This window comes from Aeromonas sp. 25-AL00135 (genome assembly GCF_054052385.1).
Genome location: NZ_JBSTYQ010000008.1, coordinates 165,580 through 188,823, shown reverse-complemented (window position 1 = coordinate 188,823; position 23,244 = coordinate 165,580). Strand labels below are relative to the sequence as shown.

At 58.9% G+C, this 23,244-nt stretch carries 22 protein-coding genes; 12 read left to right on the top strand and 10 right to left on the bottom strand.

Annotation, left to right across the window (positions count from 1 at the left end):
• Window positions 1–15: 15 nt before the first annotated feature.
• Complete coding sequence (gene asp / locus ACW5XC_RS09815; protein WP_042053126.1) at window positions 16–1,890, bottom strand: serine protease Asp; 1,875 nt, start codon at window positions 1,888–1,890, stop codon at window positions 16–18.
• A gap of 603 nt (window positions 1,891–2,493) precedes the next feature.
• On the opposite strand from asp, the gene ACW5XC_RS09810 reads away from it, so the two are divergent.
• Window positions 2,494–3,279 (top strand): MetQ/NlpA family ABC transporter substrate-binding protein, encoded by a 786-nt coding sequence (locus ACW5XC_RS09810; RefSeq protein ID WP_042053230.1) that lies wholly within the window; start codon window positions 2,494–2,496, stop codon window positions 3,277–3,279.
• Between the two features lie 85 nt (window positions 3,280–3,364).
• On the opposite strand, the gene ACW5XC_RS09805 is transcribed toward ACW5XC_RS09810, so the two are convergent.
• Window positions 3,365–5,215 (bottom strand): DUF3413 domain-containing protein, encoded by a 1,851-nt coding sequence (locus ACW5XC_RS09805; RefSeq protein WP_042053125.1) that lies wholly within the window; start codon window positions 5,213–5,215, stop codon window positions 3,365–3,367.
• Between the two features lie 47 nt (window positions 5,216–5,262).
• A complete protein-coding gene (locus tag ACW5XC_RS09800; protein ID WP_005333874.1) occupies window positions 5,263–5,490 on the bottom strand; it encodes a YejL family protein in 228 nt (75 codons plus the stop codon).
• A gap of 73 nt (window positions 5,491–5,563) precedes the next feature.
• Between ACW5XC_RS09800 and yejK the strand changes: the two genes are divergently transcribed.
• From yejK to ACW5XC_RS09775, 5 genes are all read left to right on the top strand, one after another.
• Window positions 5,564–6,613, top strand: coding sequence for a nucleoid-associated protein YejK (gene yejK, locus ACW5XC_RS09795; RefSeq protein ID WP_019445372.1), 1,050 nt, complete (start codon window positions 5,564–5,566; stop codon window positions 6,611–6,613).
• A gap of 408 nt (window positions 6,614–7,021) precedes the next feature.
• A complete protein-coding gene (malE, locus tag ACW5XC_RS09790) occupies window positions 7,022–8,203 on the top strand; it encodes a maltose/maltodextrin ABC transporter substrate-binding protein MalE (RefSeq protein ID WP_005333871.1) in 1,182 nt (393 codons plus the stop codon).
• A 75-nt stretch (window positions 8,204–8,278) separates the two neighbouring features.
• Window positions 8,279–9,931, top strand: a complete 1,653-nt coding sequence (malF, locus tag ACW5XC_RS09785; RefSeq protein ID WP_042053124.1) for a maltose ABC transporter permease MalF — start codon at window positions 8,279–8,281, stop codon at window positions 9,929–9,931.
• 12 nt (window positions 9,932–9,943) lie between these two features.
• Entirely contained in the window at window positions 9,944–10,834 is an 891-nt protein-coding gene (malG, locus tag ACW5XC_RS09780) for a maltose ABC transporter permease MalG (RefSeq protein ID WP_005333868.1), read from the top strand.
• A gap of 68 nt (window positions 10,835–10,902) precedes the next feature.
• Entirely contained in the window at window positions 10,903–12,039 is a 1,137-nt protein-coding gene (locus ACW5XC_RS09775; protein WP_005333867.1) for an ABC transporter ATP-binding protein, read from the top strand.
• A 112-nt stretch (window positions 12,040–12,151) separates the two neighbouring features.
• Here ACW5XC_RS09775 and ppk2 read toward each other — a convergent pair whose 3' ends face one another.
• Window positions 12,152–12,967 carry a polyphosphate kinase 2 gene (gene ppk2 / locus ACW5XC_RS09770; protein ID WP_005361444.1) on the bottom strand — a complete coding sequence of 272 codons (816 nt, stop codon included), beginning with the start codon at window positions 12,965–12,967 and terminating at the stop codon, window positions 12,152–12,154.
• Between the two features lie 128 nt (window positions 12,968–13,095).
• Between ppk2 and ACW5XC_RS09765 the strand changes: the two genes are divergently transcribed.
• Window positions 13,096–13,896, top strand: a complete 801-nt coding sequence (locus tag ACW5XC_RS09765; RefSeq protein WP_042053123.1) for an alpha/beta fold hydrolase — start codon at window positions 13,096–13,098, stop codon at window positions 13,894–13,896.
• Window positions 13,897–14,007: 111 nt separating this feature from the next.
• Here ACW5XC_RS09765 and ACW5XC_RS09760 read toward each other — a convergent pair whose 3' ends face one another.
• From ACW5XC_RS09760 to ACW5XC_RS09750, 3 genes are read right to left on the bottom strand one after another with little or no spacing between them, the layout of a single operon-like run.
• Entirely contained in the window at window positions 14,008–14,814 is an 807-nt protein-coding gene (locus ACW5XC_RS09760; protein ID WP_042053121.1) for a MipA/OmpV family protein, read from the bottom strand.
• 35 nt (window positions 14,815–14,849) lie between these two features.
• Entirely contained in the window at window positions 14,850–15,920 is a 1,071-nt protein-coding gene (locus tag ACW5XC_RS09755) for an AI-2E family transporter (protein ID WP_005333851.1), read from the bottom strand.
• A 25-nt stretch (window positions 15,921–15,945) separates the two neighbouring features.
• Window positions 15,946–16,179 carry a sulfurtransferase TusA family protein gene (locus ACW5XC_RS09750; RefSeq protein WP_005361432.1) on the bottom strand — a complete coding sequence of 78 codons (234 nt, stop codon included), beginning with the start codon at window positions 16,177–16,179 and terminating at the stop codon, window positions 15,946–15,948.
• Between the two features lie 121 nt (window positions 16,180–16,300).
• Here ACW5XC_RS09750 and bepA point away from each other — a divergent pair, with 121 nt between their 5' ends.
• A complete protein-coding gene (gene bepA / locus ACW5XC_RS09745; RefSeq protein ID WP_005352930.1) occupies window positions 16,301–17,755 on the top strand; it encodes a beta-barrel assembly-enhancing protease in 1,455 nt (484 codons plus the stop codon).
• Window positions 17,756–17,856: 101 nt separating this feature from the next.
• On the opposite strand, the gene ACW5XC_RS09740 is transcribed toward bepA, so the two are convergent.
• The gene (locus ACW5XC_RS09740; RefSeq protein ID WP_042053119.1) at window positions 17,857–18,339 is read right to left on the bottom strand and encodes a TlpA family protein disulfide reductase; all 483 of its coding nucleotides are present in this window, start codon (window positions 18,337–18,339) and stop codon (window positions 17,857–17,859) included.
• Window positions 18,340–18,399: 60 nt separating this feature from the next.
• Here ACW5XC_RS09740 and arsC point away from each other — a divergent pair, with 60 nt between their 5' ends.
• Entirely contained in the window at window positions 18,400–18,750 is a 351-nt protein-coding gene (arsC, locus tag ACW5XC_RS09735) for an arsenate reductase (glutaredoxin) (RefSeq protein WP_019445365.1), read from the top strand.
• Window positions 18,747–19,130, top strand: coding sequence for a DUF2069 domain-containing protein (locus ACW5XC_RS09730; RefSeq protein ID WP_005333836.1), 384 nt, complete (start codon window positions 18,747–18,749; stop codon window positions 19,128–19,130). The genes arsC and ACW5XC_RS09730 overlap by 4 nt, the downstream gene beginning before the upstream one ends.
• 56 nt (window positions 19,131–19,186) lie before the next feature.
• Here ACW5XC_RS09730 and ACW5XC_RS09725 read toward each other — a convergent pair whose 3' ends face one another.
• Entirely contained in the window at window positions 19,187–19,795 is a 609-nt protein-coding gene (locus tag ACW5XC_RS09725; protein WP_042053118.1) for an acyl carrier protein phosphodiesterase, read from the bottom strand.
• Window positions 19,796–20,184: 389 nt separating this feature from the next.
• On the opposite strand from ACW5XC_RS09725, the gene ACW5XC_RS09720 reads away from it, so the two are divergent.
• Together ACW5XC_RS09720 and iadA are read left to right on the top strand one after the other, a co-directional pair.
• On the top strand, window positions 20,185–20,964 hold the full coding sequence (locus ACW5XC_RS09720; RefSeq protein ID WP_042053117.1) for an ABC transporter substrate-binding protein: 780 nt from the start codon (window positions 20,185–20,187) through the stop codon (window positions 20,962–20,964).
• A 66-nt stretch (window positions 20,965–21,030) separates the two neighbouring features.
• The gene (gene iadA, locus ACW5XC_RS09715) at window positions 21,031–22,161 is read left to right on the top strand and encodes a beta-aspartyl-peptidase (RefSeq protein WP_042053116.1); all 1,131 of its coding nucleotides are present in this window, start codon (window positions 21,031–21,033) and stop codon (window positions 22,159–22,161) included.
• Window positions 22,162–22,264: 103 nt separating this feature from the next.
• Here iadA and ACW5XC_RS09710 read toward each other — a convergent pair whose 3' ends face one another.
• Window positions 22,265–23,167: a lysine exporter LysO family protein gene (locus ACW5XC_RS09710; RefSeq protein ID WP_042053229.1), complete on the bottom strand. Its 903-nt coding sequence runs from the start codon at window positions 23,165–23,167 to the stop codon at window positions 22,265–22,267.
• Between the last annotated feature and the right edge of the window lie 77 nt (window positions 23,168–23,244).

Sequence of the window (23,244 nt, the reverse complement as noted above, 5' to 3'; positions counted from 1 at the left end):
AATACTCCTAGCGTGTTAGCTGCGGTTGGCATCGTGACCCAGGACCCGCAGGGACCATGAGATCAGCTTGCCCGGTTGGCGATTGTTGCGCTCGGTCAGGGTGGTACGCTCACGGGTCTCGCGATTGAGCAGAGAGACCTGACGGGTACCGTTGGCAACGTCGGTCACTTCCAGTCGCCATGTGCCTTGCGCCGATTCGCCGTAGAACTTGTTGGATAGCATCCGCATGTCACGCAATCCCTTGGTTCGCACAAAGCCCAGCTGCTGCTGGTCGAGAGATTGGCCGACCAGGCTGTTGAAGGGGCTCAGCAGGATGCTGCGGGTGCCGGCGGGGGAGACCAGTTCGATCAGCAGATCGGGCAGGCGCTGGTGATCCAGGCTCACCATCACCTGAACCGCTTCTACCGTCAATGGTGTCGCGATGCGGGTAGTGGAACGGGTCGGGCTGTTGCCCACATCCGGGATAGCGGCGGCACTGCCGCTGACATTGATCTTCTGCCATGGCAGTTGCACCAGCGGGGGCAGGGGCTGGTGATTGGCAGCCAGCTCGAGGGCCTTGTTGACGTCGATCAGACCAAAACCGTAAGTCGGGCTGAACCACATGCCGGCGGCATTGCGCTCCCACCCTTCCAGCCCTTTCACATCACGCACCTTGCCGGTGCTGCTGGTGTAGCTGACCATCACAGGTTTCTGTGTGGCATCGACCCGGGTTGCGCTGCGCGCCAGCAGATCCCGCAGGTCACGTACCGACAGATCCGGGTAGGCGGACATCAGCAGCGCCATGGCGCCGGAGGTGCTGGGGGTGGCGGAGGAGGTGCCGTTCATCACGCCGTTGTAGTCGCAGCTGGCATCCAGTTGCGGGTTGCCGTGCAGCCGGTTGGTGCTGGGATCGTCGGTGCGGTTGTAACCCATGTCGCAGCCGGGCAGATCCGTGGTCACCATCGCCGGAGCGTCGGTACCGTACTCGCCGCCGGTCGCGCTCAGGAAGATGTTGCTGCCGACGCTGGAGTAGGAGGATCTGACGCCATCGGCGTTGAGAGCGCTCACCACCAGGTTCCAGAAGTTGCTGTTGGAGGGATCGAGGTTGCTGTTTTCAAACGGCAATTTAGGACCATTGCCGGTGCGGTTAAGCACATAGCCGCCCGCCGCTATCTTGTTGAAGCCGTTGCCAGCGGCCTTGATATAGGCAGCGCCCTGCGCCTTGAGGGTCTGCTGTTCAAACAGGCGATCAAGCTGGGATTGATCCAGAGAGTTGGCTGAGCGGGGATCCACCATACTCATGCCGTAGCTCTGGTTGAACACCCGATTGTCGCGGCTGGCATCGCTGTCGCCAAGGGCGTAGAGCCAATCTTTCTGCAACTGCTGGCTGTTGTCATCCAGCAGGTTGAACCCCTGCAGCTGGGCTCGCGGGGCAATTCCCTTGGTACCGATGGCGTTATCTACCGCCGCAATAATGCCGGAGACCGATGTGCCGTGGGCCGTATCCGGATCGGTCGGTGTCGGGTCATCGCTGCCGGTCACCACGTTTTTCGAACCCGGACGCACGTTCTCCGCCAGATCCGGGTGGGCGATGGCCAGACCATCATCCACCACGGCCACATTGACTCCCTGGCCCAGCACGCCGGTGCGATGAGCCCACCAGAGGTTGAGGTCATTGTTCGCTATACCGCCACGGGCGCTGAACCCATCCTGGCCGCTGTTGAGCAGATACCACTGCTGCTCCTGCAGGGGATTGGCACCTGGCAGGCAGCGCTCGGTGCTGCTGCGTCCGATATCCATGCCGCTCTCCTTGCCGGTGAGCGGCGCACAACCTTCATTTGCCTGAACGAGCGCACTGGGCAGGGTCGACAGCAGTGCTGTGATCGCCAGTGCTAACGATGTTTGCTTCATTATTTTTTTAACTCCATCTTGGATCGCACCATCCTGAGTGCGACGGAAATCTATACACGGGTGGTAGGGGTTCAAAAAGAGCCATTTTCAAAAAACGCAATGAGGTTCAAAGAAATCCGATCTGGTTTGTGGTAGGTATTCCAATGACGCTGATTATGTGTTTTATTGAGAATGGTTCTCACCGCTCGCTACTGATCTTTTTATCTGTAATTCACTCCTCTCGCGACTCTCCTTCGCCGCAGCCATCTCGATTCGGGGTGATCCCGAGGGGAGTTCGTGCACTCTTGAACGTGAGCGGCATGGTTGTGTGTGCCAACGTGAGTACAGCTATGCATTCGGGGGTGACAGCAAGGGTGATGAGGTGGAACCAGCGGTATATTGCTTGGCGGCGGTGGATGGCTCTGTTATAGTCATTGAAATAGCCATTTAGACGGCTAGATTGCTGCGGTTTGAGGGGCTTAATCTCTGAGAGCCACCCCGCCGCAGTCCCATAGCTTGATGCGTACCTGACAGGGAGTCCCTATGCCGTTTCGTTCCTTTTTATCTTCTCCTTTGACTGCTTCCTTGCGCGCCACTGCTGGCGCCAGCACCTTTATTGCCGCGATGGCGGTCGGGAGCCTCTCTTTTTCCGCGGTTGCCGCCGATGCGTCCTTGCCGACCAAACAGGAGATCGTGATTGGTACCACGGTGGGGGATTTTGCCGACATGGTGACCGATTCCATCAAGCCGCAGCTGGAGGCCAAGGGGTACAAGGTCAAGCTGGTGGAGTTCACCGACTATGTGACCCCCAATATTGCTCTGGCTGACGGATCACTGGATGTGAACTGCTTCCAGCACAAACCTTATCTGGAGAGTTTTGCCAAAGATCGCGGCTTGTCGCTGGCACCCATTACCCAGGTGCCAACCGGCCCGATGGGGCTCTACTCCGGCAAGCTGGCGGCACTCGACAAGGTGAAAGAGGGGAGCACGGTGGCCATCCCCAACGATCCCACCAATCAGGCGCGGGCTCTGCTGATGTTGCAGGATCTTGGTTGGCTCACTCTCAAGGAGGGGATAAACCCGCTCAAGGCGAGCGAGTTTGATGTGGTGAACAATCCGCACAATCTCAGGCTGGTGTTGCTGGAGGCGGCGCAACTGCCACGCTCGCGGGAGGATGTGGATTTCTCGGTGATCAACGGTAATTTTGCCGCCTCCAGCGGTATCCCGTTCAGTGAAGGACTGTTTCTGGAGCGCAGCTACGATTTCATCAACTGGGTGGTGGTGAAAAGCGCAGATGCGGATCAGCCTTTTGCCAAAGATGTGGCGGCGGCCTACAACTCGGCGGCTTTCAAAGCCTATGCAGCCAAGCGTTTCGTTGGCTACAAGTACCCGCAAGGGTGGGGTGGCTAACAGTCGTGAACGTGGCTCGGCTATACAACGAAAAACGCCCCGAATTCGGGGCGTTTTTTATGCTATCAAGCCATCAACGGGCGCTTCACTGGTTGCGATAGAAGCGGTTCAGCTCGTTCATCACCTGGATCATGGCGCCCATATCCGGGGTGCCGTGCTTGATCGGGCGATAGCTGTTGCGCTCCAGCAGTTCGAAGTCACCCTGCTTGTTGAAGTGGGTGATGGTCTCCCCTTCATAGATGGCGAAGTCGTTCTGATCCCCGGCCAGCAGCCAGTTGCGCGGGCTGGTATCAAACAGCGAGCGGCCAACGCTGTAATCACGCGCCGGATTGCGCACGCCCAGCATCCCCTGCATCAGGGTCGGCGCCAGATCAAAATGGCTGCTTGGTTGTTCCCTAACGTCACTGCCGCGCCCTGGCCAGGCCAGTACCAGCGGTACCTGCACCTGATAGGGTGAGTAGTTGCTGCCTGCGCCCCAGCTGTTGCTGCGGGTGTCGTTGAACTCCTGACCGTGGTTGGAGGTGATGACGACGATGGTGTTGCTGTCCATCCCCTGCGACTGCAATTTGGTCAGCATCTGCTCAAGCAACTGGTCGGTATAGAAGACCGAGTTCTTGTAGCGGTTCTCCAGTTTTTGCAGGTTCTCCGCCCGATAGGCGGTCGCCGGATTGAAGTTGGCAAGCTCCGGTTGGAACGGCCCCTTCATGGTGGCGGGCAACTGGTAGTCGCCTGGGCTCGAGAGATAGACCAGCGAGAACCAGGGACGCTCGGGAGAGCGCTTCTCCAGCCACTGTTGCCAGTCGGTCAGCAGCTTGCCATCGTCACTCTGCTCTGAGACAAACACCTGTTTGCGCAGACCGGCGAGGATGCTCTTGCGATACTTCTGGGCATCTTCCATCGCGCCGAACAGCCCGAACTGGTAATCCTGGCGCAGCATCTCGTCGAACAGCACCGGCGGACGCTTGTCGCTGCTGATGTCCTTGTAGTAGTGGCCGGGCAACCCGTAGAAGAGGCTGAACATGCCCATCAGGTCGTCGTTGCCGCCACTCAGGTGATTGCGGAACGTCAGATGCTGATCCGCATAGCGTTGCAGATTGGGCATGTTGATGTTGTTGAGCATGTCAAAACGCAATGAGTCGACCACCACAATCAGCAGATTGTTGTGAGTCAGGGGGGCGTTGACGTTGAGCGGGCGCAGCGGATAGTGCATCCGGCTGTCGCTGTTATCACCCTGGGAGGCCGCCTGCTTCTCGTACTGATCCAGATCCAGCCAGCCATGTTTGGCCAGGAAGGAGCGGGCCGTCATGGGGTAGGATAGGGGGAAATTGGCTCTCTGCATGGTGATGGGCTGATAGAGGGTCGCATCCGCCCAGCTGTTGACCACGTGGGTCAGAATAAAGCAGATCAGCAGAGCCAGCCCCACCTGATTGCCGTACTGGCGGCGCTTGCGCTTGTTGATCTTGCGCCAGACATAGGCCGACAGCAGCAGTTGCAGCAGGAAGATGGTGGGCACGGCAACGAAGATGATGCTCCAGATTGAGCCCTCTTCGGTCTGCGCCTGATCCAGCAGCAACTGCCATACCTGACTGTTGAGGTGGAACTTGAACAGCCGGAATACCTGGGTGTCGATCAGCAGCAACACCAGCGCCAGGGTGGCGATGATGGCGGAGATGAACCGCAACGACTTCTCCTTGGGCAGCACGAAGCTGAGCGGGAAGATCGTCAACAGGTAGGTGACAAAACTCAGAAACGAGAAGTGGCCAATCCAGCTTACAACGAGATAGATCACGCCAAGCGTGGTCGATGGCCAGCTGATGGCACCCAGATAACGGGTGGCGATGAGCATGGCCAGAATAATGTTGAAGAAGGAGAACCAATGCCCCCAGGTGATCAGGCGAGAGACATTATCACGATAGGGGTTACCGGTTTCGACCATAGTGATCCATCTGCGTTGAGAAACGTCAAATCAACAGAGTCGGGGACTCAGTGTGCGTCGTGGCGATTATCGACCGATGCGGTCAGGGCCTGGACAAACTTTTCAGTGATGGCCTGGCGCTGGGCCGGTGCCATACCGTTGATGATATTGGTGGTCAGATTGCCAAGCACCATAAGGCTGAGATCTACCGGCGCTTTATGCTTTTCCAGCGCGGTGATCAGGTCGTTCATCAGGGCGTCAAATTGCTCGTTATTGTACTTTGATACGATAGGCATAATCTTCAGTTCATCTCGGTTCAAAGCGCCTTATAATACTTCACCCTTTCGGCTAACACTATGGCTTTGTGACATGAGTCTCGATATCGACAAGATCATTCTTCACTCCTTGCGCCAGGGCGGCGATGGTCAACCCCACGCCGATACCCGCAGCCAGACCCTGCCCCCTGATGAGGCGGTACAGGGACTGATGGCGGAACTGCATCGGATCTACAACGGCAAGGGTGGCAAGGGCTTTGGCTTCTTTGCCGACCCCGAGGCCGCCGTCGCCGAGCTGGCCGACGGTGAAGAGGCTCCCAAGCAGCCTTCACCCGCGTTTCGTATCGCCCTCGAACAGCTGCTCGCCGAGCAGACCGAATTCGTTCCCTTCTCGGTCACTGTGACCCAGATGCTGGTCAAGCAGCTGGTGGAGCACGCCCTCGATGAGCAGGGGGTGCTGCTGTTTGCAAAATATAACTACGTCGGGGTCGATTATCTGCTGATTGCCCTGCTGGAGGGCAAGGAGAGCGTCACCGTCAGCGAAGCGCTGGAATTACGCCATATCCAGTATCTGGATATCGGCAAACTCAATCTGGTGGCCCGCATTGATTTGACCGAATGGAAAACCCAACCTGATTCGCGCCGCTATATCACCTTCAGCAAGGGGCGCATTGGTCGCAAACTGGGCGACTTCTTTATGGATCTGCTGGGTGCCCGCGAGGGCATGGATGCCAAGGTACAAAATAAAGGCTTGCTGCAGGCGGTCGAAGATTATTGCGACAGTCGTCAGCTCGAACCGACCGAGCGCAATGACTATAAAAAGCAGGTCTTCAAATATTGCACCGAACAGGCGAGCGCCGGTGAAGAGATCGAAATCAAGGAGCTGTCTGCAGAATTGCCCGGCGACGGTGACCTCGATTTTTACAGCTTTATCGGTCAGGAGTATGAGCTGGAAGAGCGCTTCCCGGCGGATCGCTCTACCCTGCGTGGTTTGACCAAGTTTGTCGGCTCCGGCGGCGGTCTGACTCTGAGCTTTGAGCAGAAGCTGTTGAACAGCCGGATCTTTTACGATCCCCAGACCGACACCCTGACCATCAAGGGTGTGCCGCCCAATCTCAAGGATCAGCTGCTGCGCCAGTCGTAGTCATGCTCCCGAGTGTGATCAACTCGTCATTTCTGGCAAAAAGAGACTCCGCCCCGGCGGGGTCTCTTTTTTTATTGCGCCCGGGCAGACCTCGAAACTGGCGCGGTACTTTGTTAACAAATCAAACAAAATAAACCATCTGAAAGGGTTTTCATTGAGGTGAAAACCCTTTCACTCATGAAATTTTATTTCATTTTGGTAATTATTATTCTGTGGTTGTCTGGAATTAAGCCGATAAATGGCCGTAATTCCCTGAAATAAGAAAATGTTTTCAAAACTTTCTGGAAGGAAATACGTAATTGCATTTCAAAAATGCGAGTTGCGTCATGTGAGCCGTTTGCCGCTTGGGATAATATTCATCTCGCACACAATGCTCTTACAGCGCGGAACTAATACAAGGAAAGGCTCATGAAAAAGAAATTGCTGTCATCCCTGATCGGTCTGGCCACTCTTGGCGTCGCTTGCTCTGCTACTGCTGCCATCGATGAAGGCCAGCTGACCATCTGGATCAACGGTGACAAGGGATACAACGGTCTGGCTGAAGTGGGTAAGAAGTTTGAAGCAGAAACCGGCATCAAGGTTACTGTGGCTCACCCGGATCAGGTTGAAGTGAAATTCCAGCAAGCCGCCGCCACTGGCAACGGCCCGGACATCTTCTTCTGGGCTCACGACCGTTACGGTGAGTGGGTCAAAGCCGGTTTGCTGGTTCCGGTAACGCCAAACGCTGCCACCAAAGGCAAATTTGAACAGCTGGCATGGGATGCCATGACTGTTGATGGCAAAACCTATGGCTACCCGGTTGCCATGGAAGCGGTCAGCCTGATCTATAACAAAGACCTGCTGCCCGAGCCGCCGAAAACCTTCGAAGAGATCGCCAAGATTGACGAGACTCTGAAGAAAAACGGCAAGCGCGCCATCATGTGGGCTTATGACACCCCGTACTTCAGCTATCCGCTGGTGGCTGCCAACGGTGGTTACGCCTTCAAGAAAACCGCTACCGGTTATGACGTGAAAGATACCGGCGTGAACAACGCAGGTGCCAAGATGGGCGTGGGCTACATCTCCGAGATGATCAAGTCCGGTCACCTTGAAAAAGGCATCGACTACGGTGTGATGGACGCCAAGTTCAACAAGGGCGAAGTGGCCATGATGATCAATGGTCCCTGGGCCTGGAGCAACCTGGACAAGAGCGGCATCAAGTACGGCGTAGCGCCGCTGCCGACCCTGAACGGCAAGCCGGCCAAAGCCTTCGTTGGCGTACTGGGTGCCACCATCAACGCCGCCAGCCCGAACAAGGATCTGGCTATCGAGTTCCTGGAAAACTACCTGCTGACCGATGCCGGTCTGGCGCCGGTTAACGCCGACAAGCCGCTGGGTGCCGTTGCGCTGAAATCCTTCCAGAAGACCCTGGAATCCGATCCGCACATCAAGGCCACCATGCTGAACGCCCAGGCTGGCGAGCCGATGCCATCCGTTCCCGAGATGAGCCGTTTCTGGTCTTCCTTCGAAACTGCCCTCAAGAACGTGACCTCCGGTCGTCAGGGTGTTGACGAAGCTCTGGATACCGCTGCCAAGCGTATCGTTCAGTAAGCACGCACTACCCGGGAGGCCGTCATGGCCTCCCACTCTCTCAAATCTCTCTTGGCGTTATAAAGGTTAATTGGCATGGAAGTAGTACCTTCTGTTGAGTCCTATGCCGGTCCGAAGGATAAGCACACCTGGCTTAAGTGGACCATAGCGGCCCTGGTTGCCATCCTCAACGGCTACGCAGCCGTGATGATGTACGCCAGTGGCGAGTGGGTATTCGCGCTGCTGGATCTGGTGGTGGTTTCCGTCGGTCTGTATGTCTTCATGAACAAGAAGACCTATGCCCATCGCTACATCTTTCCGGGTGTTGCGGGCATGGTTGTGTTTATCATCTTCCCTCTTGCCTACACCATTGGCATTGCCTTCACCAACTATTCGGGGTCCAACTTGCTCTCCGTGGAGCAGGCGCGGGACTACCACTTGAAGAAAACCTACAAGGTGGCGGGCGGTGAATTCGATTTTACCCTGCTGGGTGGCGACAACGGCCAGTTCCAGCTGCTGCTGACACAGGATGATCAATCCTTTATCAGCCAACCTGTTTCCCTGATGACCAACAAGGCCCGTGAGCTGGCGTCCCGCGAGGGCCGTGTGCAGAACACCCAGCAAGTGGTCGAGCTGCAGCCCTTCACTGGCGAAGCGGCCAGCAAGGCCGCACCGATCCGCGCCATTGTTGAGCATCGTACTCACCTGAGTGACCTTGATCTGGTACTGCCGGATGGCGGTACCCACCTGACCCTGAGCAGCCTGCGCAAGTTTGCCGCCCAGAAGCAGCAATACATCCGCTTGGTTGATGGTATCAAGCTCGAATCCGGCGTGGTGATCAAAGACAGCAACTTGCTGCGTGATACCCAGAATGGCGAGCTGATGCTGCCCAATGGTGAGACCGGCTTCTATCAGTACATCGACGAACAGGGTCAGTTTGTCGGCAAGGGGATTGCTCCGGGCTTTGTGGTGAGCGTCGGTTGGAAGAACTTCGCGCGCATCGTCACCGATCCGGGCATCCAGTCACCCTTCCTGCAGATCTTCATCTGGACCGTGATCTTCTCAACCTGCTCCGTTGCTTTCACCTTGGCTATCGGCATGGTGCTGGCCTGTCTGGTGCAGTGGGAAGAGCTCAAGGGGCGCGGTTTCTATCGGGTCATGTTGATCCTGCCCTATGCGATCCCGGCGTTTATCTCCATCCTGGTGTTCAAGGGGTTGTTCAACCAGAACTTCGGTGAGATCAACATGTTTCTGGAAGCGGCGTTTGGCATCAAGCCGGACTGGTATACCAACCCCTTCCTGGCCAAGGTGATGATCCTGATTGTCAACACCTGGCTCGGCTACCCCTACATGATGATCCTCTGCATGGGCCTGCTCAAAGCCATTCCGGAAGATCTCTATGAAGCGTCCGCCATGGACGGTGCCGGTCCGGTACAGAACTTCTTCAAGATCACCGTGCCGCTGCTGATGAAGCCGCTGACACCGCTGTTGATTGCCTCGTTCGCCTTCAACTTCAACAACTTCGTGCTTATCCAGTTGTTGACCAACGGTGCGCCCGACATCATCGGCGCCAGCACTCCGGCCGGTACCACCGACTTGCTGGTGAGTTATACCTACCGGATTGCGTTCCAGGGATCGGGTGGTCAGGACTACGGTCTGGCCAGTGCCATCGCCACAGCCATCTTCCTCATCGTAGGTGCGCTGGCGCTGCTCAACCTGAAATTGTCCAAAGCCGACAAGCAGCTGTAAGGAGGCTTCAACATGGCAATCGTACAACCCAAATCAGTCAAATACCGGGTGTGGGCAACCCACCTGGTCATGTGGGGCTTCCTGGCGCTGATCATCTTCCCGTTGATCATGGTTATCGCCATCTCGTTCCGTAACGGTAACTTCGCGGTAGGGGAGATCATCCCCTCCAATCCGACGCTGGATCACTGGAAGCTGGCGCTGGGCATGTCCATCACCAACGCCGACGGCAGCATCACGCCGCCGCCGTTCCCGGTGCTGACCTGGTTGTGGAACTCCATCAAGATCGCCGGCATCACTGCCCTGATGATCGTGACGCTCTCCACCACCTGTGCTTACGCCTTTGCCCGCCTGCGCTTTCGTGGCAAGTCCACCATCCTGCAGGGCATGCTGATTTTCCAGATGTTCCCGGCAGTGCTGGCACTGGTAGCTATCTACGCGCTCTTTAACAAGATTGGTGACTACATCCCCTGGCTCGGTCTCAACACCCACGGTGGCCTGATCCTGGCGTACATGGGGGGGATTGCCCTCCACGTCTGGACCATCAAGGGCTACTTCGAGACCATCGACTCCTCTCTGGAGGAGGCGGCGGCCATCGACGGGGCGACCCCGTGGCAGGCATTCCGTCTGATCCTGTTGCCCCTGTCGGTGCCCATCCTGGCGGTAGTGTTTATTCTGGCCTTTATCGGTTCCATTACCGAGGTGCCCATGGCCTCCATCCTGCTGCAGGATGTGAACAATCTGACCCTGGCGGTCGGGGCCCAGCAGTACCTCTATCCGCAGAACTATCTGTGGGGTGATTTCGCGGCGGCCGCAGTGCTCTCCGGTTTCCCCATCACAGTGGTCTTCCTGCTGGCACAGCGCTGGTTGGTTGGCGGTCTGACCGCCGGTGGTGTGAAAGGTTAAGTTTATGGCCGGGGGAGCTGACTCCCCCCGCTATCACGATTTGCAAAGATTCAAGAGCGGAGCTCGTCATGGCTGAAGTAGTACTCAACAACGTTCGCAAAAATTACGATCCGGCTGTTCACAAGGACACCCTGCGCAACATCAACCTCTCCATCAAGGAAGGGGAGTTCATTGTCTTCGTCGGCCCGTCCGGCTGCGGTAAATCCACCCTGCTGCGGATGATCGCGGGTCTGGAAGACATCACCAGCGGTGAGCTGACCATCGGCGGTCGCTACATGAACGACGTGCCGCCGGTAGAGCGCAACGTCGGCATGGTGTTCCAGTCCTACGCCCTTTATCCGCACATGAACATCTACGAGAACATGGCCTTTGGTCTGAAGCTCAAGAAGATGGACAAGGAGAACATCCACAAGCGGGTGATGCGCGCCGCCGAGATCCTGGGTCTTGAGCCGCTGCTGGACAGAAAGCCCAAGGCGCTCTCCGGTGGTCAGCGTCAGCGTGTCGCCATCGGTCGCTCCATCGTGCAGCAGCCGCAGGTGTTCCTGTTTGACGAGCCGCTCTCCAACCTGGATGCCGCGCTGCGTGTCAAGATGCGGATCGAGATCGCCAAGCTGCACAAGGAGCTCAACTCCACCATCATCTACGTGACCCACGATCAGGTGGAAGCGATGACTCTGGCCGACAAGATTGTGGTGCTGAGCCCGCTCAAGGCCGAAGCTGCCACCAACCTGGAACAGTTCGGTTCACCGCTGGATCTCTACCACAACCCGGACAACAAGTTCGTGGCGGGCTTTATCGGCTCTCCCAAGATGAACTTCCTGGCGGGCGAGTTGCTGGAGATTGGCGAGCAGGAGTGCCTGGTCAAGTTGACCTCTGGCGATACCGTGCGTGCCCGGGTCGATGCCCGCAGTGGCGCTGTGGGTGACAAGGTGGAGCTGGGTATTCGCCCCGAGCACCTGATGCCGCTGGATCACCCCCATGCGCACAGCAAGGTGAGCGGGATCGTGCAGGTGGCCGAGCACCTGGGCGCCGAGTCTTTCGTTTATATGGATGTGGATGGTCACGACTTTACCGTCAAGGCTACCTCGGATGTGGATGTGGCGACCGGTCAGACCTACAGCGTGGGTATCCCGGCCGAAGCCTGCTACCTGTTCGATGCCAAGGAGCAGGCGTTCCCCCGTACCGCCAAATATATCCGTACCTGATTTTTTGTTGTGCCGGTTTTCCTTTCTTAATAATCAATGCCTTTTTGCCGGTCGTCAGACCGGCTTTTTATTGCCTGCGATTTGAACATGCAGATAGGCAAGGTAACCCGGTTCAGGCCTCGAGTTCGGCGGTAATATCGGGCACAAAGGTCTGGCTGGCCAGCGGCGGGCGCTCATACCCTTCGGTCTTGATGGGGGGGAGCTTGATAGGCTCGTAGTGGATCGCCTCGTAGGGCACCTTGCTCAGCAGATGGGCGATGCAGTTGAGGCGAGCACGGCGCTTGTCGTCCGCCTCCACCACGAACCAGGGGCAATCCTCGGTGTCGGTGTAGGTGAACATGTCATCCTTGGCGCGGGAGTACTCCACCCAGCGCGAGCGGGATTGCAAATCCATCGGGCTGAACTTCCAGCGCTTGATGGGGGTGTTGATCCGCTCCTTGAAGCGCTTCTCCTGCTCCTCATCGCTGACCGAGAACCAGTATTTGATCAAGGTGATGCCGGAGCGGATCAGCATCCGCTCAAACTCGGGGCAGGCGCGCAGAAACTCGCGATACTCGGCATCGCTGCAAAATCCCATCACCCGCTCGACTCCGGCCCGGTTGTACCAGGAGCGGTCAAACAGCACCATTTCGCCAGCGGCGGGCAGGTGGGCCACATAACGCTGAAAGTACCACTGGGAGCGCTCCCGATCGGAGGGGGCGGGCAGCGCCGTGACCCGGCAGACCCGGGGGTTGAGCGGTTCGGTAATCGCCTTGATGACGCCCCCTTTACCGGCGGCGTCCCGTCCCTCGAACAGTACCACTACCTTTAACCCCTCCTGCTTGACCCACTCCTGCAGCTTGACCAGCTCCTCCTGCAGATGGGCAAGGTGGTGCTCGTAGCACTTCTTGTCCAGACGTGGCCGCTTCTTGCTCTTCTCCTTCGCCATGGGCTTCTCCTTTTGGCATCCTTTCATAGGTGACTTCTTTGAGTCACTGTCAGCTTGCACCAGGGAGGCGTCACCTGCCAAGGGGGACGTGATACACTGCCCGCCCATCGCTGGCAACAGGAGATAACATGAAGCATTTTATGGAGATAGCGGGCCGCCGGATGGCCTATCTGGATGAAGGACAAGGGCCGGTACTGCTGTTTGGTCACAGCTATCTGTGGGACAGCGCCATGTGGGCGCCGCAAATTGAGGCGCTCAAGGGCAGCTATCGCTGCATCGTTCCCGAGCTGTGGGGCCACGGCGATTCCGACCTGCTCCCCGAAGGTGGCTGCACCCTGGCGACGCTGGCGCGGGATCACCTGGCGCTGCTCGATGCCCTCGGGGTTGACGAGTTCGTGTTGGTGGGCCTCTCCATCGGCGGCATGTGGGGTGTTGAGCTGGCGCGCATGGTGCCAAACCGCCTTAAGGGTCTGGTGCTGATGGACAGTTTTGTCGGCCTGGAACCGCAGATCACCTGCGAGCGCTACCTCGGCATGCTGGCGATGATCGAGCAGCTCGGCACTGTGCCGGCGCCCATCATCGAACAGGTGGCGCCGATCTTCTTTGCCAGCCAGCCTGATGAGGCGCTGATGAGTGGTTTCAAGGCGCGTCTGGCCGCCTGGCCAAACGAGAAGATTGCCGCCATGGTGGCGGTGGGCCGCAGCTTTGTGACCCGCGAAGATCGTATCGAGTGGCTGGAGGAGATCACCACTCCCGCGCTGGTGATGACCGGCTGCGAGGACAAGGCCCGTCCGGTGCTGGAGGGCTATCTGATGGCCGAGGTGCTGGGTTGCCCGTTCAAGGAGATCCCGGCCGCTGGCCACATCTCATCGTTGGAAAATCCGGCTTTCGTCAATCAGCAGCTGGCCGGGTTTCTGGCGGCGCTGTAAGCCTGAATTGGTGGCCTGAGTAGGCTGTACTACCAGCCTGATGGTCGTGAAAAAGGGAGCCGAGGGCTCCCTTTTGTTTGGTCGTGTCTCACGGTTCAAGACTCATAACCGTTACCAGATATAGCCCAGCGCAAAACCCGCATAGAGCTCGCCATCGTGCTGGACGATGGGGCTGTTTTTGATGTCCCGATCATACCATTCGTAGTTCATGGCAAACATGCCAATCCAGTTGGGGCTGAAGCGGTAACTGGTGATGAGGGCCGCCATCGGGGATAGGGTGGTACCGGTATCCCAAGCAGGCCGCTGGGCGGTTGCCTCGCTCTCGGAGATGCCGCCGAAGTAGTAGTTGGCCATCTTGTCGCTGCGCAGCATCAGCCCCATCCCCGGCATGATCAGCAGGTTGTCACGCAGGATGGGGAAGTCGGTCCACAGCAGCAGCTCCTGCCCCTTGCTGCGGCCGGTGACATCGCTGTTGGCACGCACTGTCAGCAGGGCGTAGGGGGTGATGATGTTGCCACCGATCCCGCCTTCCAGCTGCCATTTTCGCTGCTCCATGCCAGTAAAGGCCGGAGAGTCCTCGGGATCCAGATTGCCAAAACGGACCCGGCCATAGCCGTAGAGGGCCACGTTCTCATCCTTGTGGAAGTAGTAGCGGGCCCGATCCCCCAGAAACATGAACTGGTCGCCAAAATAGATAAAGCCCGGGATGGCGTAGAGGCTGTTATCTTGTGCTTCATAACGGGCCTGCCCCCCGATGAGCGCCGCACCGGCGACAAAGCCTTGTGGCACCGGACTGGTTGGGCTGTCGCTGGTGAGCAGATCCATGGCGCCAAGATCGATATCGGCACGCGCTGGCATGGCGGCAGCGAGGAGCTGGGCCGTCAGCCCTGCCGCTCTGATTTGACGAAAAAAGGTCATGGACACTCCGTTGTCACGATTGCAGGGGAAGCAGGTTATTTTGCGGCACCGGGCATCTCTTCGCGTTTTGGCCAGGCATTGATCACCGCCTTGACCAAGGTGGCGAGGGGAATGGCGAAGAAGACTCCCCAGAATCCCCACAAGCCGCCGAAGACCAGCACGGCGATGATGATGGCCACCGGATGGAGGTTGACCGCTTCCGAGAAAAGCACAGGTACCAGCAGGTTGCCATCGAGAGCCTGAATGACCAGATAGGCCACCATCAGCCAGGCGAACTCGGGGGTGAGCCCCCACTGGAACAGGGCGACCATGGCGACCGGTACGGTCACCACGGCGGCGCCGATATAGGGGATCAGCACAGAGAAGCCGACCGCGACCGCCAGCAGCACCGAGTAGCGCAGTCCCATCAGGGCGAAGGGGACATAGGTGGCGATGCCGACGATGAGGATCTCGATCACCTTGCCGCGGATGTAGTTGATGATCTGGTTGTTCATTTCGACCCACACCCGGTTGACCAGGGTGCGGTTGCGCGGCAGGAAGCGGCGCAGGCTGCCCATCAGTACCCGCTTGTCCTTGAGCATAAAGAAGACCATCAGCGGTACCAGAATGAGGTAGATCATGATGGCGACCACGTTCACCAGCGAGCTGAGGGAGGCGCTTACCAGATGCTCGCCGCCACTGAGGATGCGCTGGCGAATATTGTCGATGACGGTCTCCACCAGACTGACGTCGATGAGCTCGGGGTATTTGTCAGGCAGGGTGCGGACATAATCCTGAGCGTGGGTCAGCATGGCCGGCGCCTCTTTGGCCAGATTGATCCCCTGACTGACCAGCGTCGGGATAAGACCCAGCAAGGAGGCGACTGCTACCGCAATAAAGAGGATCAGAATGACGCTGGTGGCCAGGGTGCGCGACAGCCCCGCTTTTTGCAGCCGGGCGACCGGCCACTCCAGCAGATAGGCCATTACCAGCGCCACCAGCAGGGGGGCCAGCAGATCGCCAAACAGCCAGATGATGGTGAAGCAGAACACCAGCAACAGAAAAAGGGTAACGGCATCGGGATCGGAAAAACGGGTCTGATACCAGCGCTTCAATACTTCTAACATGACGGCATCCTTACATCACTGGGGCTCAAGATGGTTGTTTCGCCCCGACAACCAACTGCAAAGAGAGGGTATTGTCCGGTTGTTGCTGCATCTCGACATGGTGGCCCTGACGGTGCAGATAGGCCGGAATATCCTGCCGGGAGCCCGCATCGGCCAGCCGAATGGTGACGGTTTGACCGCTTTTGGCCCCCCTTAACCAGAGCTTGAGCCGGATCAGCGGCTCGGGGCAACGCCAGGGGGTCAGGTCGAGAATTTCCATGGGGGCTCCATCAGGCAGGTGGCCGCTATTATGGCCGTGATAAGAGCATGAAACAACGCTTGTAGCCCTTGATGGGCAAGGGTATTCTGCCGAGGCCCTTTCTGATGGAGATAGAGATAACGTGGCACGTTTTTCCCCCCTGATGGCATCGCTTCCCCTGCTGGCTTCCCTGATGGGCGCCACGTTTCATGCCGAGGCCAACAATCAGCTTCCCGACATCGGCACGGCCGGGGTTGCTGCCCTGCCCATCGAGCAGGAAGTGCGTTACGGCAACGCTTTTATGCGCTTTGCCCGTGCGGGTCTGCCGATCATCGATGATCCGGTGCTGAGCCAGTACATTGACGATCTGGGTCAGCGACTGCTGACCAACGCCGATGGGGTGCGTTTCCCGTTTACCTTCTTCCTCATCAATGATCCCACCATCAACGCGGCTGCCTTCCTCGGCGGGCGAGTCAAGGTGCACACTGGCCTCTTCCTCTACGCCGACAGCGAGAGCGAACTGGCCTCGGTACTGGCCCACGAAATCACCCACGTGACCCAGCGCCATATCGCCCGTTATATGGAGGCGCAGGCGAGCAGCTCGGCGGTGACCCTGGCCGGTCTGGTGGGCTCCATCGCGCTGGCTGTGATCAACCCGACCGCCGGTATCGCTGCATTGCAGACTACGTTGGGCCTCTCCATGCAGTCGGCCATCAACTACACCCGCGACAACGAATATGAAGCGGATCGCATCGGCATGAAGACGCTTTATGATGCCGGTTTCGACCCCATGGGGATGGCCAACTTCTTCCAGAAACTGGCTGCCGAATACCGTTACGCCAGCAAGCCGCCGGAAATGCTGCTCACTCACCCGCTGCCGGAGACCCGGATCAGCGAGGCCCGCGCTCGGGCGGGCAGCTATGGTCGCCGCGACTTGCCGCCCAGCCTCGACTTCTGGCTGGCCAAGGTGCGGATTCAGGTCCGTTTTGGTACCGATACCCCGCAGGGGCTGCTGAGCTACTTCGATAGCCGGATCCAGAAGGGGGATTATCCGCTCAAGGATGCCGCCATCTATGGCAAGGCGCTGGCGCTGATCCAGCTCAAGCGCACCGACGAGGCGGATACCCTGATGCAGGAGCTGGCGGCCCGTCATCCGGAAGATCTCTTTATCGTCGATGCCCAGACCGATATCGATCTGGCCAAGGGGCGCAGTGCTCAGGCCATCGCTCGCCTCGAGAAGTTCCGCAGCCGGATGCCGGACAACGAAGTGGTGGTGGTCAACCTCGGCAACGCCTACCTCGAGAGCGGCAACTACAAGAAGTCCATCGCCATCCTCGACCCCTATGCCCGTGCCCATGAGGAGAACAATCTGGCCTGGAACCTGCTGGCCGATGCCTATCGCAAGGCGGGCAGAATGACCGAGCTGCATATGGCACGGGCCGAGATGCTCGCACTGCGCGGGGATTATCAGGCGGCCATCGACGAGCTGATCGTGGCGCGCGGCACCACCAGTGACCGGATGACACTGGCCCGACTGGAGGCGCGTATCACCGAGCTGGAGCGGGCCAAGAAGGATCTCGACAGCCTCAAGGGCTAACGAAACCTGGCATTGGCCTATCAAACAAGGGCGCACTACGGTGCGCCCTTGTTGTTTATGGCTGTGGCGTTGATGTGGGGGACGGTGATAGCAGCGATGGGCTAGTGACTCATGCTGCTGGCGGTCGCTTTGAGCATCTCGATCTGCTGCTGGTCGAGCTCGCCGACCAGCGTTTGCTTGAGTTTGCCCTCACTATCGAGCAGGTAGCTGGTGGGCAGGCCGCTTGGGCGAGGGAAGGGGAGGCTGGCATCTTCATTGGCAATAAGGAGCGGCACCTTGATGTGATACTCCGCAGCCAGCTTGTCCAGCTCTGCTGGCGTGGTCGGGTCGTAGTTGATGGCCACCACTGTGAGCTGGCCTTCTGCCGCCAGCCCGTTGAGGCGCGGCATCTCCCGCAGGCAGGGGGCGCACCAGGGGGCGAAGTAGTTGACCAGCAGCGGCTTGCCGGCAAAGTGGCGCAGGCTGACCGACTGCTTTGTTGCATCGGTAAATTCGGGGGCTGGTGTGCAGGCGCCCAGCAGGCCAGCCACAATCAGCCAACAAATTCGTTTCAATTCCTTTCCACTGCCGCTTACCCTGACCATCACTTTCCCCTACAATAGCGCCGTTTCTAGTCCCATCTTGCGATTAATCAGGGAGTTACCATGAGCGAGACCCAAATCTACCACAATCCGCGCTGCTCCAAGAGTCGCGAAACCCTGGCTCTGCTGGAACAGCACGGGATCGCCCCTGATGTGGTGCTCTATCTGGAGCAGGCCCCGAGCGAAGATGAGATCCGCAACCTGCTCTCTCTGCTCGGTTTTAGCGATCCCCGCCAGCTGATGCGCACCAAGGAGGATCTCTACAAGGAGCTGGGATTGGCCGGTGTCAGCGGCGATGCCCTCGTCCGCGCCATGCATCAGCATCCCAAGCTGATCGAGCGTCCCATCGTCATCAAGAATGGTCAGGCCCGTATTGGTCGCCCGCCGGAGCAGGTGCTGGAGATCCTCAAGTGAGCACCCGCTTCGCACGTTGGCTGACTCTGGTCGGCTTCTTCGGCCTGCTGGGCTGGGTCATCCTCTGGCATCTGTGGTTATCACCCCATCCGGACCTCAACCCCTGGCTGCTGCCGGTGATCTGGACGGTGCCGCTGCTCTTCCCTCTCAAGGGAATCGTGCAGGGCAACCCCTACACCCACGCCTGGGGCAACTTCGTGTTGATGCCCTATTTCCTCCACGCCCTCACCCTGATCACCACGGATGAGGGGGAGCGGTGGCTGGCGGTGGTGGAGCTGGTCTTCACCACTCTCGCTTTTGTCGGCACCATCTATTACGCCCGACTGCGTGGTCGGGAGCTGGGCTTAAGCATTCGCAAAAAGAAAGACGAAGCCAACTGATGACAAACGCCCCGCAAGGGGCGTTTTTTATGGGGAAGCAGCGTTATCCAGAGGGATCACTGTGCCCCTTGGGCTGCCCGATATTGGGCCAGCTGTTGCTGGCTAAAGTCCATCAGCGCGGGATAGAAGCGCAGAAATCCCGCCTCGCATGTTTGCCACTGCGACTCATCGAGGGTCAACAGCGCCTCTCCCAGTTGTACCGGGCGGCGCAGTCGGCGGCCGATGCCATTCAGCGCTTGCCCCAGCCCCTCCCTGTGGCGGTAGGAGGCGATCCAGTTCTGCTCGGCCATCCGTTTGAGGGGGAGTGGCAGTCCATCCGGCAGGCGTGGGTGATCCGCCAATAGCTGGTCATAACTGCGTTGCAGGAAGCGGGGCAGGGGCTCGGTGCTGAACAGTCCCCAGTGCAGGCTCAGCCAGTGGTCGTAGATCATATCCACCACTATGCCGCCAAAGCGGCGCCAGGGGGCCTCGAAACAGGCGACGGCCGCCTTGTGCTCGGGGTGGCCGTCGGTGAAGGCGTCAATTTTGCGGTGCAGCCAGATCCCCTCATCGAAGTGGGCGGCAAGCCCCGTGGGCAGCGTGCCTTTGACGAAATCGCCGAGCAGATTGCCGGTGAGGGAGCTTCGGGTGTGGGCAGCCAGATGGAGATGGGCCAGAAAATTCATCGGTAGCTGTGGGTCTGTTATGGGATGGCAAGGTGCTTCGAGCCTAACGGATCCCTCCCGCCTTGACCATGATCGGGATTTTGCTACTGTCCTGCGGCTGCCTCTTGCCGGGCAAAATTCGGGCGTGCTAAGGTGATGCCATCTTTGTCACAGGACGCGACAAACCACCATGATGCGCAAAGCCAGAGGCTTTTTTCTGGCCTTCTACTTCAAGCCTTTCTATCTCTCCGAGTGGTTCGACGAATAGATCGAACCCCTGAAGCAGTTCACTGACGCCCGCTCGGGCGTGATCTCGCTCATCCAGATTCTGCCGCTTTTGGTCATCGCATGCATTCGCCTGCGGTGCCTTGTCCGCGCCTGTGCGCTTTTTATGTAATGGAGTACTCAAGATGAAGATCAGACTGACCCTCTCAGCCCTGTTTGTTGCTAGTCTGCTGGCCACCCCCGCCATGGCCAAGGAGTGGAAAACCGTGCGTTTCGGGGTGGAGGGGGCCTACCCGCCCTTCTCCTGGACCGATGCGTCGGGCGAGATCAAGGGGTTTGATATCGATCTCGCCAACGCCCTTTGTAAGCAGATGGCGGTCAAGTGCGAGCTGGTGGCGCAGGATTGGGACGGCATGATCCCGGCCCTGCTGTCGCGTAAATACGATGCCATCATCGCCGCCATGTCGATCACCGACGAGCGGCGCCAGAAGGTCGATTTCACCGAGAAATATGCCCATATTCCCAATCGCTTTGTGGCGGCCAAGGGGACCGAGCTGACGCTGACCCCGGAAGGCATGGCGGGCAAGCGCATCGGGGTGCAGCGTGCCACCACCCACGATAAGTACCTGACCGACAATTTTGGCTCGAATGTCACCATCGTCCGTTACGGCAATGCCGATGAGGCCTATCTCGATCTGAAGGCGGGTCGGGTGCTGGCCCTGCTGGCCGATGCCTCTGCCATTGAGCAGGGGCTCCTTGGCAAAGAGGGGGGCGACAAGTTCGATTATGTGGGGCCCGCCCTGACCGATCGCCAGTGGTTTGGTGATGGTATGGGGATCGCCGTGCGCAAGAGCGATAAGGAGCTCAAGGGCAAGCTGGACGAGGCGATCAAGGCCCTGCGTGCCAATGGCACCTATCAGCAGATCAACCAGAAGTACTTCAAGTACGATATATATGGTGGTTGACGGGGGGAGGGAGCTTGCTCCCTCTCTTTTCATTGGGCAAGCGACAATCGTGCAAGGAGGATCGCCATGTTGACCCTGATCGAGGGAGCCGAGATCTTCAGCCCCACCCACCTTGGCCAGCAGGATCTGCTGGTGACCGATGGCCGTATCGCCTGGATGGGCAAGGGGTTGACGGTGCCCGCAAACTGGCCGCTGCACAGGGTCGATGGTCGTGGCCGCTATCTGGTGCCCGGACTGGTGGATCCGCTGGCCCATATCACCGGCGGCGGCGGTGAGGGGGGCTTTGCCTTTCGCACCCCGGAGCTGGCGGCGAGCGAGGCGCTCAGGGCCGGCGTCACTACCCTGGTGGCGGCGCTTGGCACCGACAGCCTGACCCGCACTCCCGCGCAGGTGCTCGGCAAGGTGCGCGAGTTTCGCGCCGCCGGGGTGAGCGCTTTTATGTATACCGGCTCTTACCATCTGCCGGTCAAGACCCTGACCGGCACGGTGGAGTCGGACATCATCCTGATCCCCGAGGTATTGGGGGTGGGGGAGGTGGCCATCAGTGACCACAGATCCAGTGCGCCGACCCACGACGAGCTGGCCAGGCTTGCCAGCGAGGCGCGGGTGGCCGGGCTGCTTGCGGGCAAGAGCGGGGTCAGCTTCTTCCACGTCGGGGATGGCAAGGGGGCATTGGCGCCCCTGCGGGCCCTGCGCGATGAGACCGACATTCCGCTGCGCCAGCTCTATCCCACTCACTGCAACCGCAACCCCTGGCTCTTTGCCGAGGCCGTCGAGTGGGGCAAGGCGGGAGGCTGGGTAGATCTCACCACCTCGAGCTTTCCCGATCTGCTGGAGGATGGCGAGCGGCTTGCCGCCGATGCACTCGTCGAGCTGTTGGCCGCCAGTGTGCCTGCCGAGCGCATCACCTTTAGTTCGGATGCCAACGCCAGCCTGCCGCGCTTTGATGGCGAAGGGCGCCTAATCGAGATGCGCTGCGGTCAGATTGCCAGCCTGTGGCAGCAGTGCGTGCGCGCGACCCAACTCGGTGTCTCGCTGGAGAGGGCATTGGCCGCGGTGACGAGCAATCCGGCGCAGGCGCTGGGACTCGGCAGCAAGGGGCGTATCGGGGTCGGGCAGGATGCGGATCTGCTGCTGGTGCACGACCGGACGTTTGCTATCGAAAGGGTGATGAGCGGCGGCCTGTGGCGCGAATAAGGCTGCGGGCAATATCGCAGCCAGTGCGAGTGTGTGGTTGCTCCAAACAGCCAAAGCCCGACAACAAGGTCGGGCTTTTTTATCTGCAATGTGGGAATCAGGCTTAGATCGCCAGAAATCCGAGGATCAGGATGGGGCCGAGCAGGCTCAGGATAAAGCCGGAGACAATGGCCACCGGCACCACCTGAATGCCCCCTGATTTCTGGATAACCGGCAGGGTGAAGTCCAGCGCCGTGGCGCCGCCGTAACCGATGGCCGCCGAGGGGTGGCGTCGCATCAGGACCGGGATGATCAGAATGGCGATAAGCTCGCGCCCAAGATCGTTGATAAAGGCAGCAGAGCCGAGCACCGGCCCCAGTTTGTCGGCCACCAGAATGCCGGAGAGCGAATACCAGCCGAAGCTCGAGCTCATCGCCAGACCATGGGCAAAGGGCATGCCCAGCAACTGGGCCGCCAGCAGGCTGCCCAGCCAGCTGCTGAGGATGACGGTGGCGGCTATCTTCATCCCCCAGGGGTTGAGCAGGATCTGGCGCAGCCGCATGCCAGAGTTGCGCATCTGCACCCCGATGAGAAACAGCAGCAGCATCAGGGCCCACTCGCTCCACTTGTCGATGGGCAGTGCGCGCAGATCCACCAGCAACCCGAGCAGCACACCGCCGAGCACCACAAAGCAGAGCTGCAGGGATTCCCACAACAGGTGTAGCTTGCTCGGCATCTTGGTATCACTCGCCTCGTGGGTCGGCGGCGTGCGCTTGTCGAGCCACCAGAGGGCCAGCAGGTTGCAGAGCGTGATCGCGGTGAGCATCACCCCGGCGACCTTGAAGATCACCGCCAGATTGCTGCCCAGGTTCTCCACATAGGCAAGCCCGAGCCCCATCAGAAACAGAATGAGGTAGACCATCTTGCCCAGACTCTGGTTGACCAGCTTGATCAGCCGGGCAGAGGAGAGGGGAATCAGATAGCCGATTGCCAGTGGCAACAGGATCAGCAACACATTGAGCAGCATCGAGGCCTCGATCACAAAAACTGATAAAAACACCACCTTATCATTACTTATTGGTTCTGTGTCACATATCTATCGCT

Bases quoted from the DNA above. Each gene is read 5' to 3' on its own strand.
- asp (WP_042053126.1), bottom strand. From the start codon at position 1,890: ATGAAGCAAACATCGTTAGCACTGGCGATCACAGCACTGCTGTCGACC.
- ACW5XC_RS09810 (WP_042053230.1), top strand. From the start codon at position 2,494: ATGGCGGTCGGGAGCCTCTCTTTTTCCGCGGTTGCCGCCGATGCGTCC.
- ACW5XC_RS09805 (WP_042053125.1), bottom strand. From the start codon at position 5,215: ATGGTCGAAACCGGTAACCCCTATCGTGATAATGTCTCTCGCCTGATC.
- ACW5XC_RS09800 (WP_005333874.1), bottom strand. From the start codon at position 5,490: ATGCCTATCGTATCAAAGTACAATAACGAGCAATTTGACGCCCTGATG.
- yejK (WP_019445372.1), top strand. From the start codon at position 5,564: ATGAGTCTCGATATCGACAAGATCATTCTTCACTCCTTGCGCCAGGGC.
- malE (WP_005333871.1), top strand. From the start codon at position 7,022: ATGAAAAAGAAATTGCTGTCATCCCTGATCGGTCTGGCCACTCTTGGC.
- malF (WP_042053124.1), top strand. From the start codon at position 8,279: ATGGAAGTAGTACCTTCTGTTGAGTCCTATGCCGGTCCGAAGGATAAG.
- malG (WP_005333868.1), top strand. From the start codon at position 9,944: ATGGCAATCGTACAACCCAAATCAGTCAAATACCGGGTGTGGGCAACC.
- ACW5XC_RS09775 (WP_005333867.1), top strand. From the start codon at position 10,903: ATGGCTGAAGTAGTACTCAACAACGTTCGCAAAAATTACGATCCGGCT.
- ppk2 (WP_005361444.1), bottom strand. From the start codon at position 12,967: ATGGCGAAGGAGAAGAGCAAGAAGCGGCCACGTCTGGACAAGAAGTGC.
- ACW5XC_RS09765 (WP_042053123.1), top strand. From the start codon at position 13,096: ATGAAGCATTTTATGGAGATAGCGGGCCGCCGGATGGCCTATCTGGAT.
- ACW5XC_RS09760 (WP_042053121.1), bottom strand. From the start codon at position 14,814: ATGACCTTTTTTCGTCAAATCAGAGCGGCAGGGCTGACGGCCCAGCTC.
- ACW5XC_RS09755 (WP_005333851.1), bottom strand. From the start codon at position 15,920: ATGTTAGAAGTATTGAAGCGCTGGTATCAGACCCGTTTTTCCGATCCC.
- ACW5XC_RS09750 (WP_005361432.1), bottom strand. From the start codon at position 16,179: ATGGAAATTCTCGACCTGACCCCCTGGCGTTGCCCCGAGCCGCTGATC.
- ACW5XC_RS09740 (WP_042053119.1), bottom strand. From the start codon at position 18,339: ATGGTCAGGGTAAGCGGCAGTGGAAAGGAATTGAAACGAATTTGTTGG.
- arsC (WP_019445365.1), top strand. From the start codon at position 18,400: ATGAGCGAGACCCAAATCTACCACAATCCGCGCTGCTCCAAGAGTCGC.
- ACW5XC_RS09725 (WP_042053118.1), bottom strand. From the start codon at position 19,795: ATGAATTTTCTGGCCCATCTCCATCTGGCTGCCCACACCCGAAGCTCC.
- ACW5XC_RS09720 (WP_042053117.1), top strand. From the start codon at position 20,185: ATGAAGATCAGACTGACCCTCTCAGCCCTGTTTGTTGCTAGTCTGCTG.
- iadA (WP_042053116.1), top strand. From the start codon at position 21,031: ATGTTGACCCTGATCGAGGGAGCCGAGATCTTCAGCCCCACCCACCTT.
- ACW5XC_RS09710 (WP_042053229.1), bottom strand. From the start codon at position 23,167: ATGCTGCTCAATGTGTTGCTGATCCTGTTGCCACTGGCAATCGGCTAT.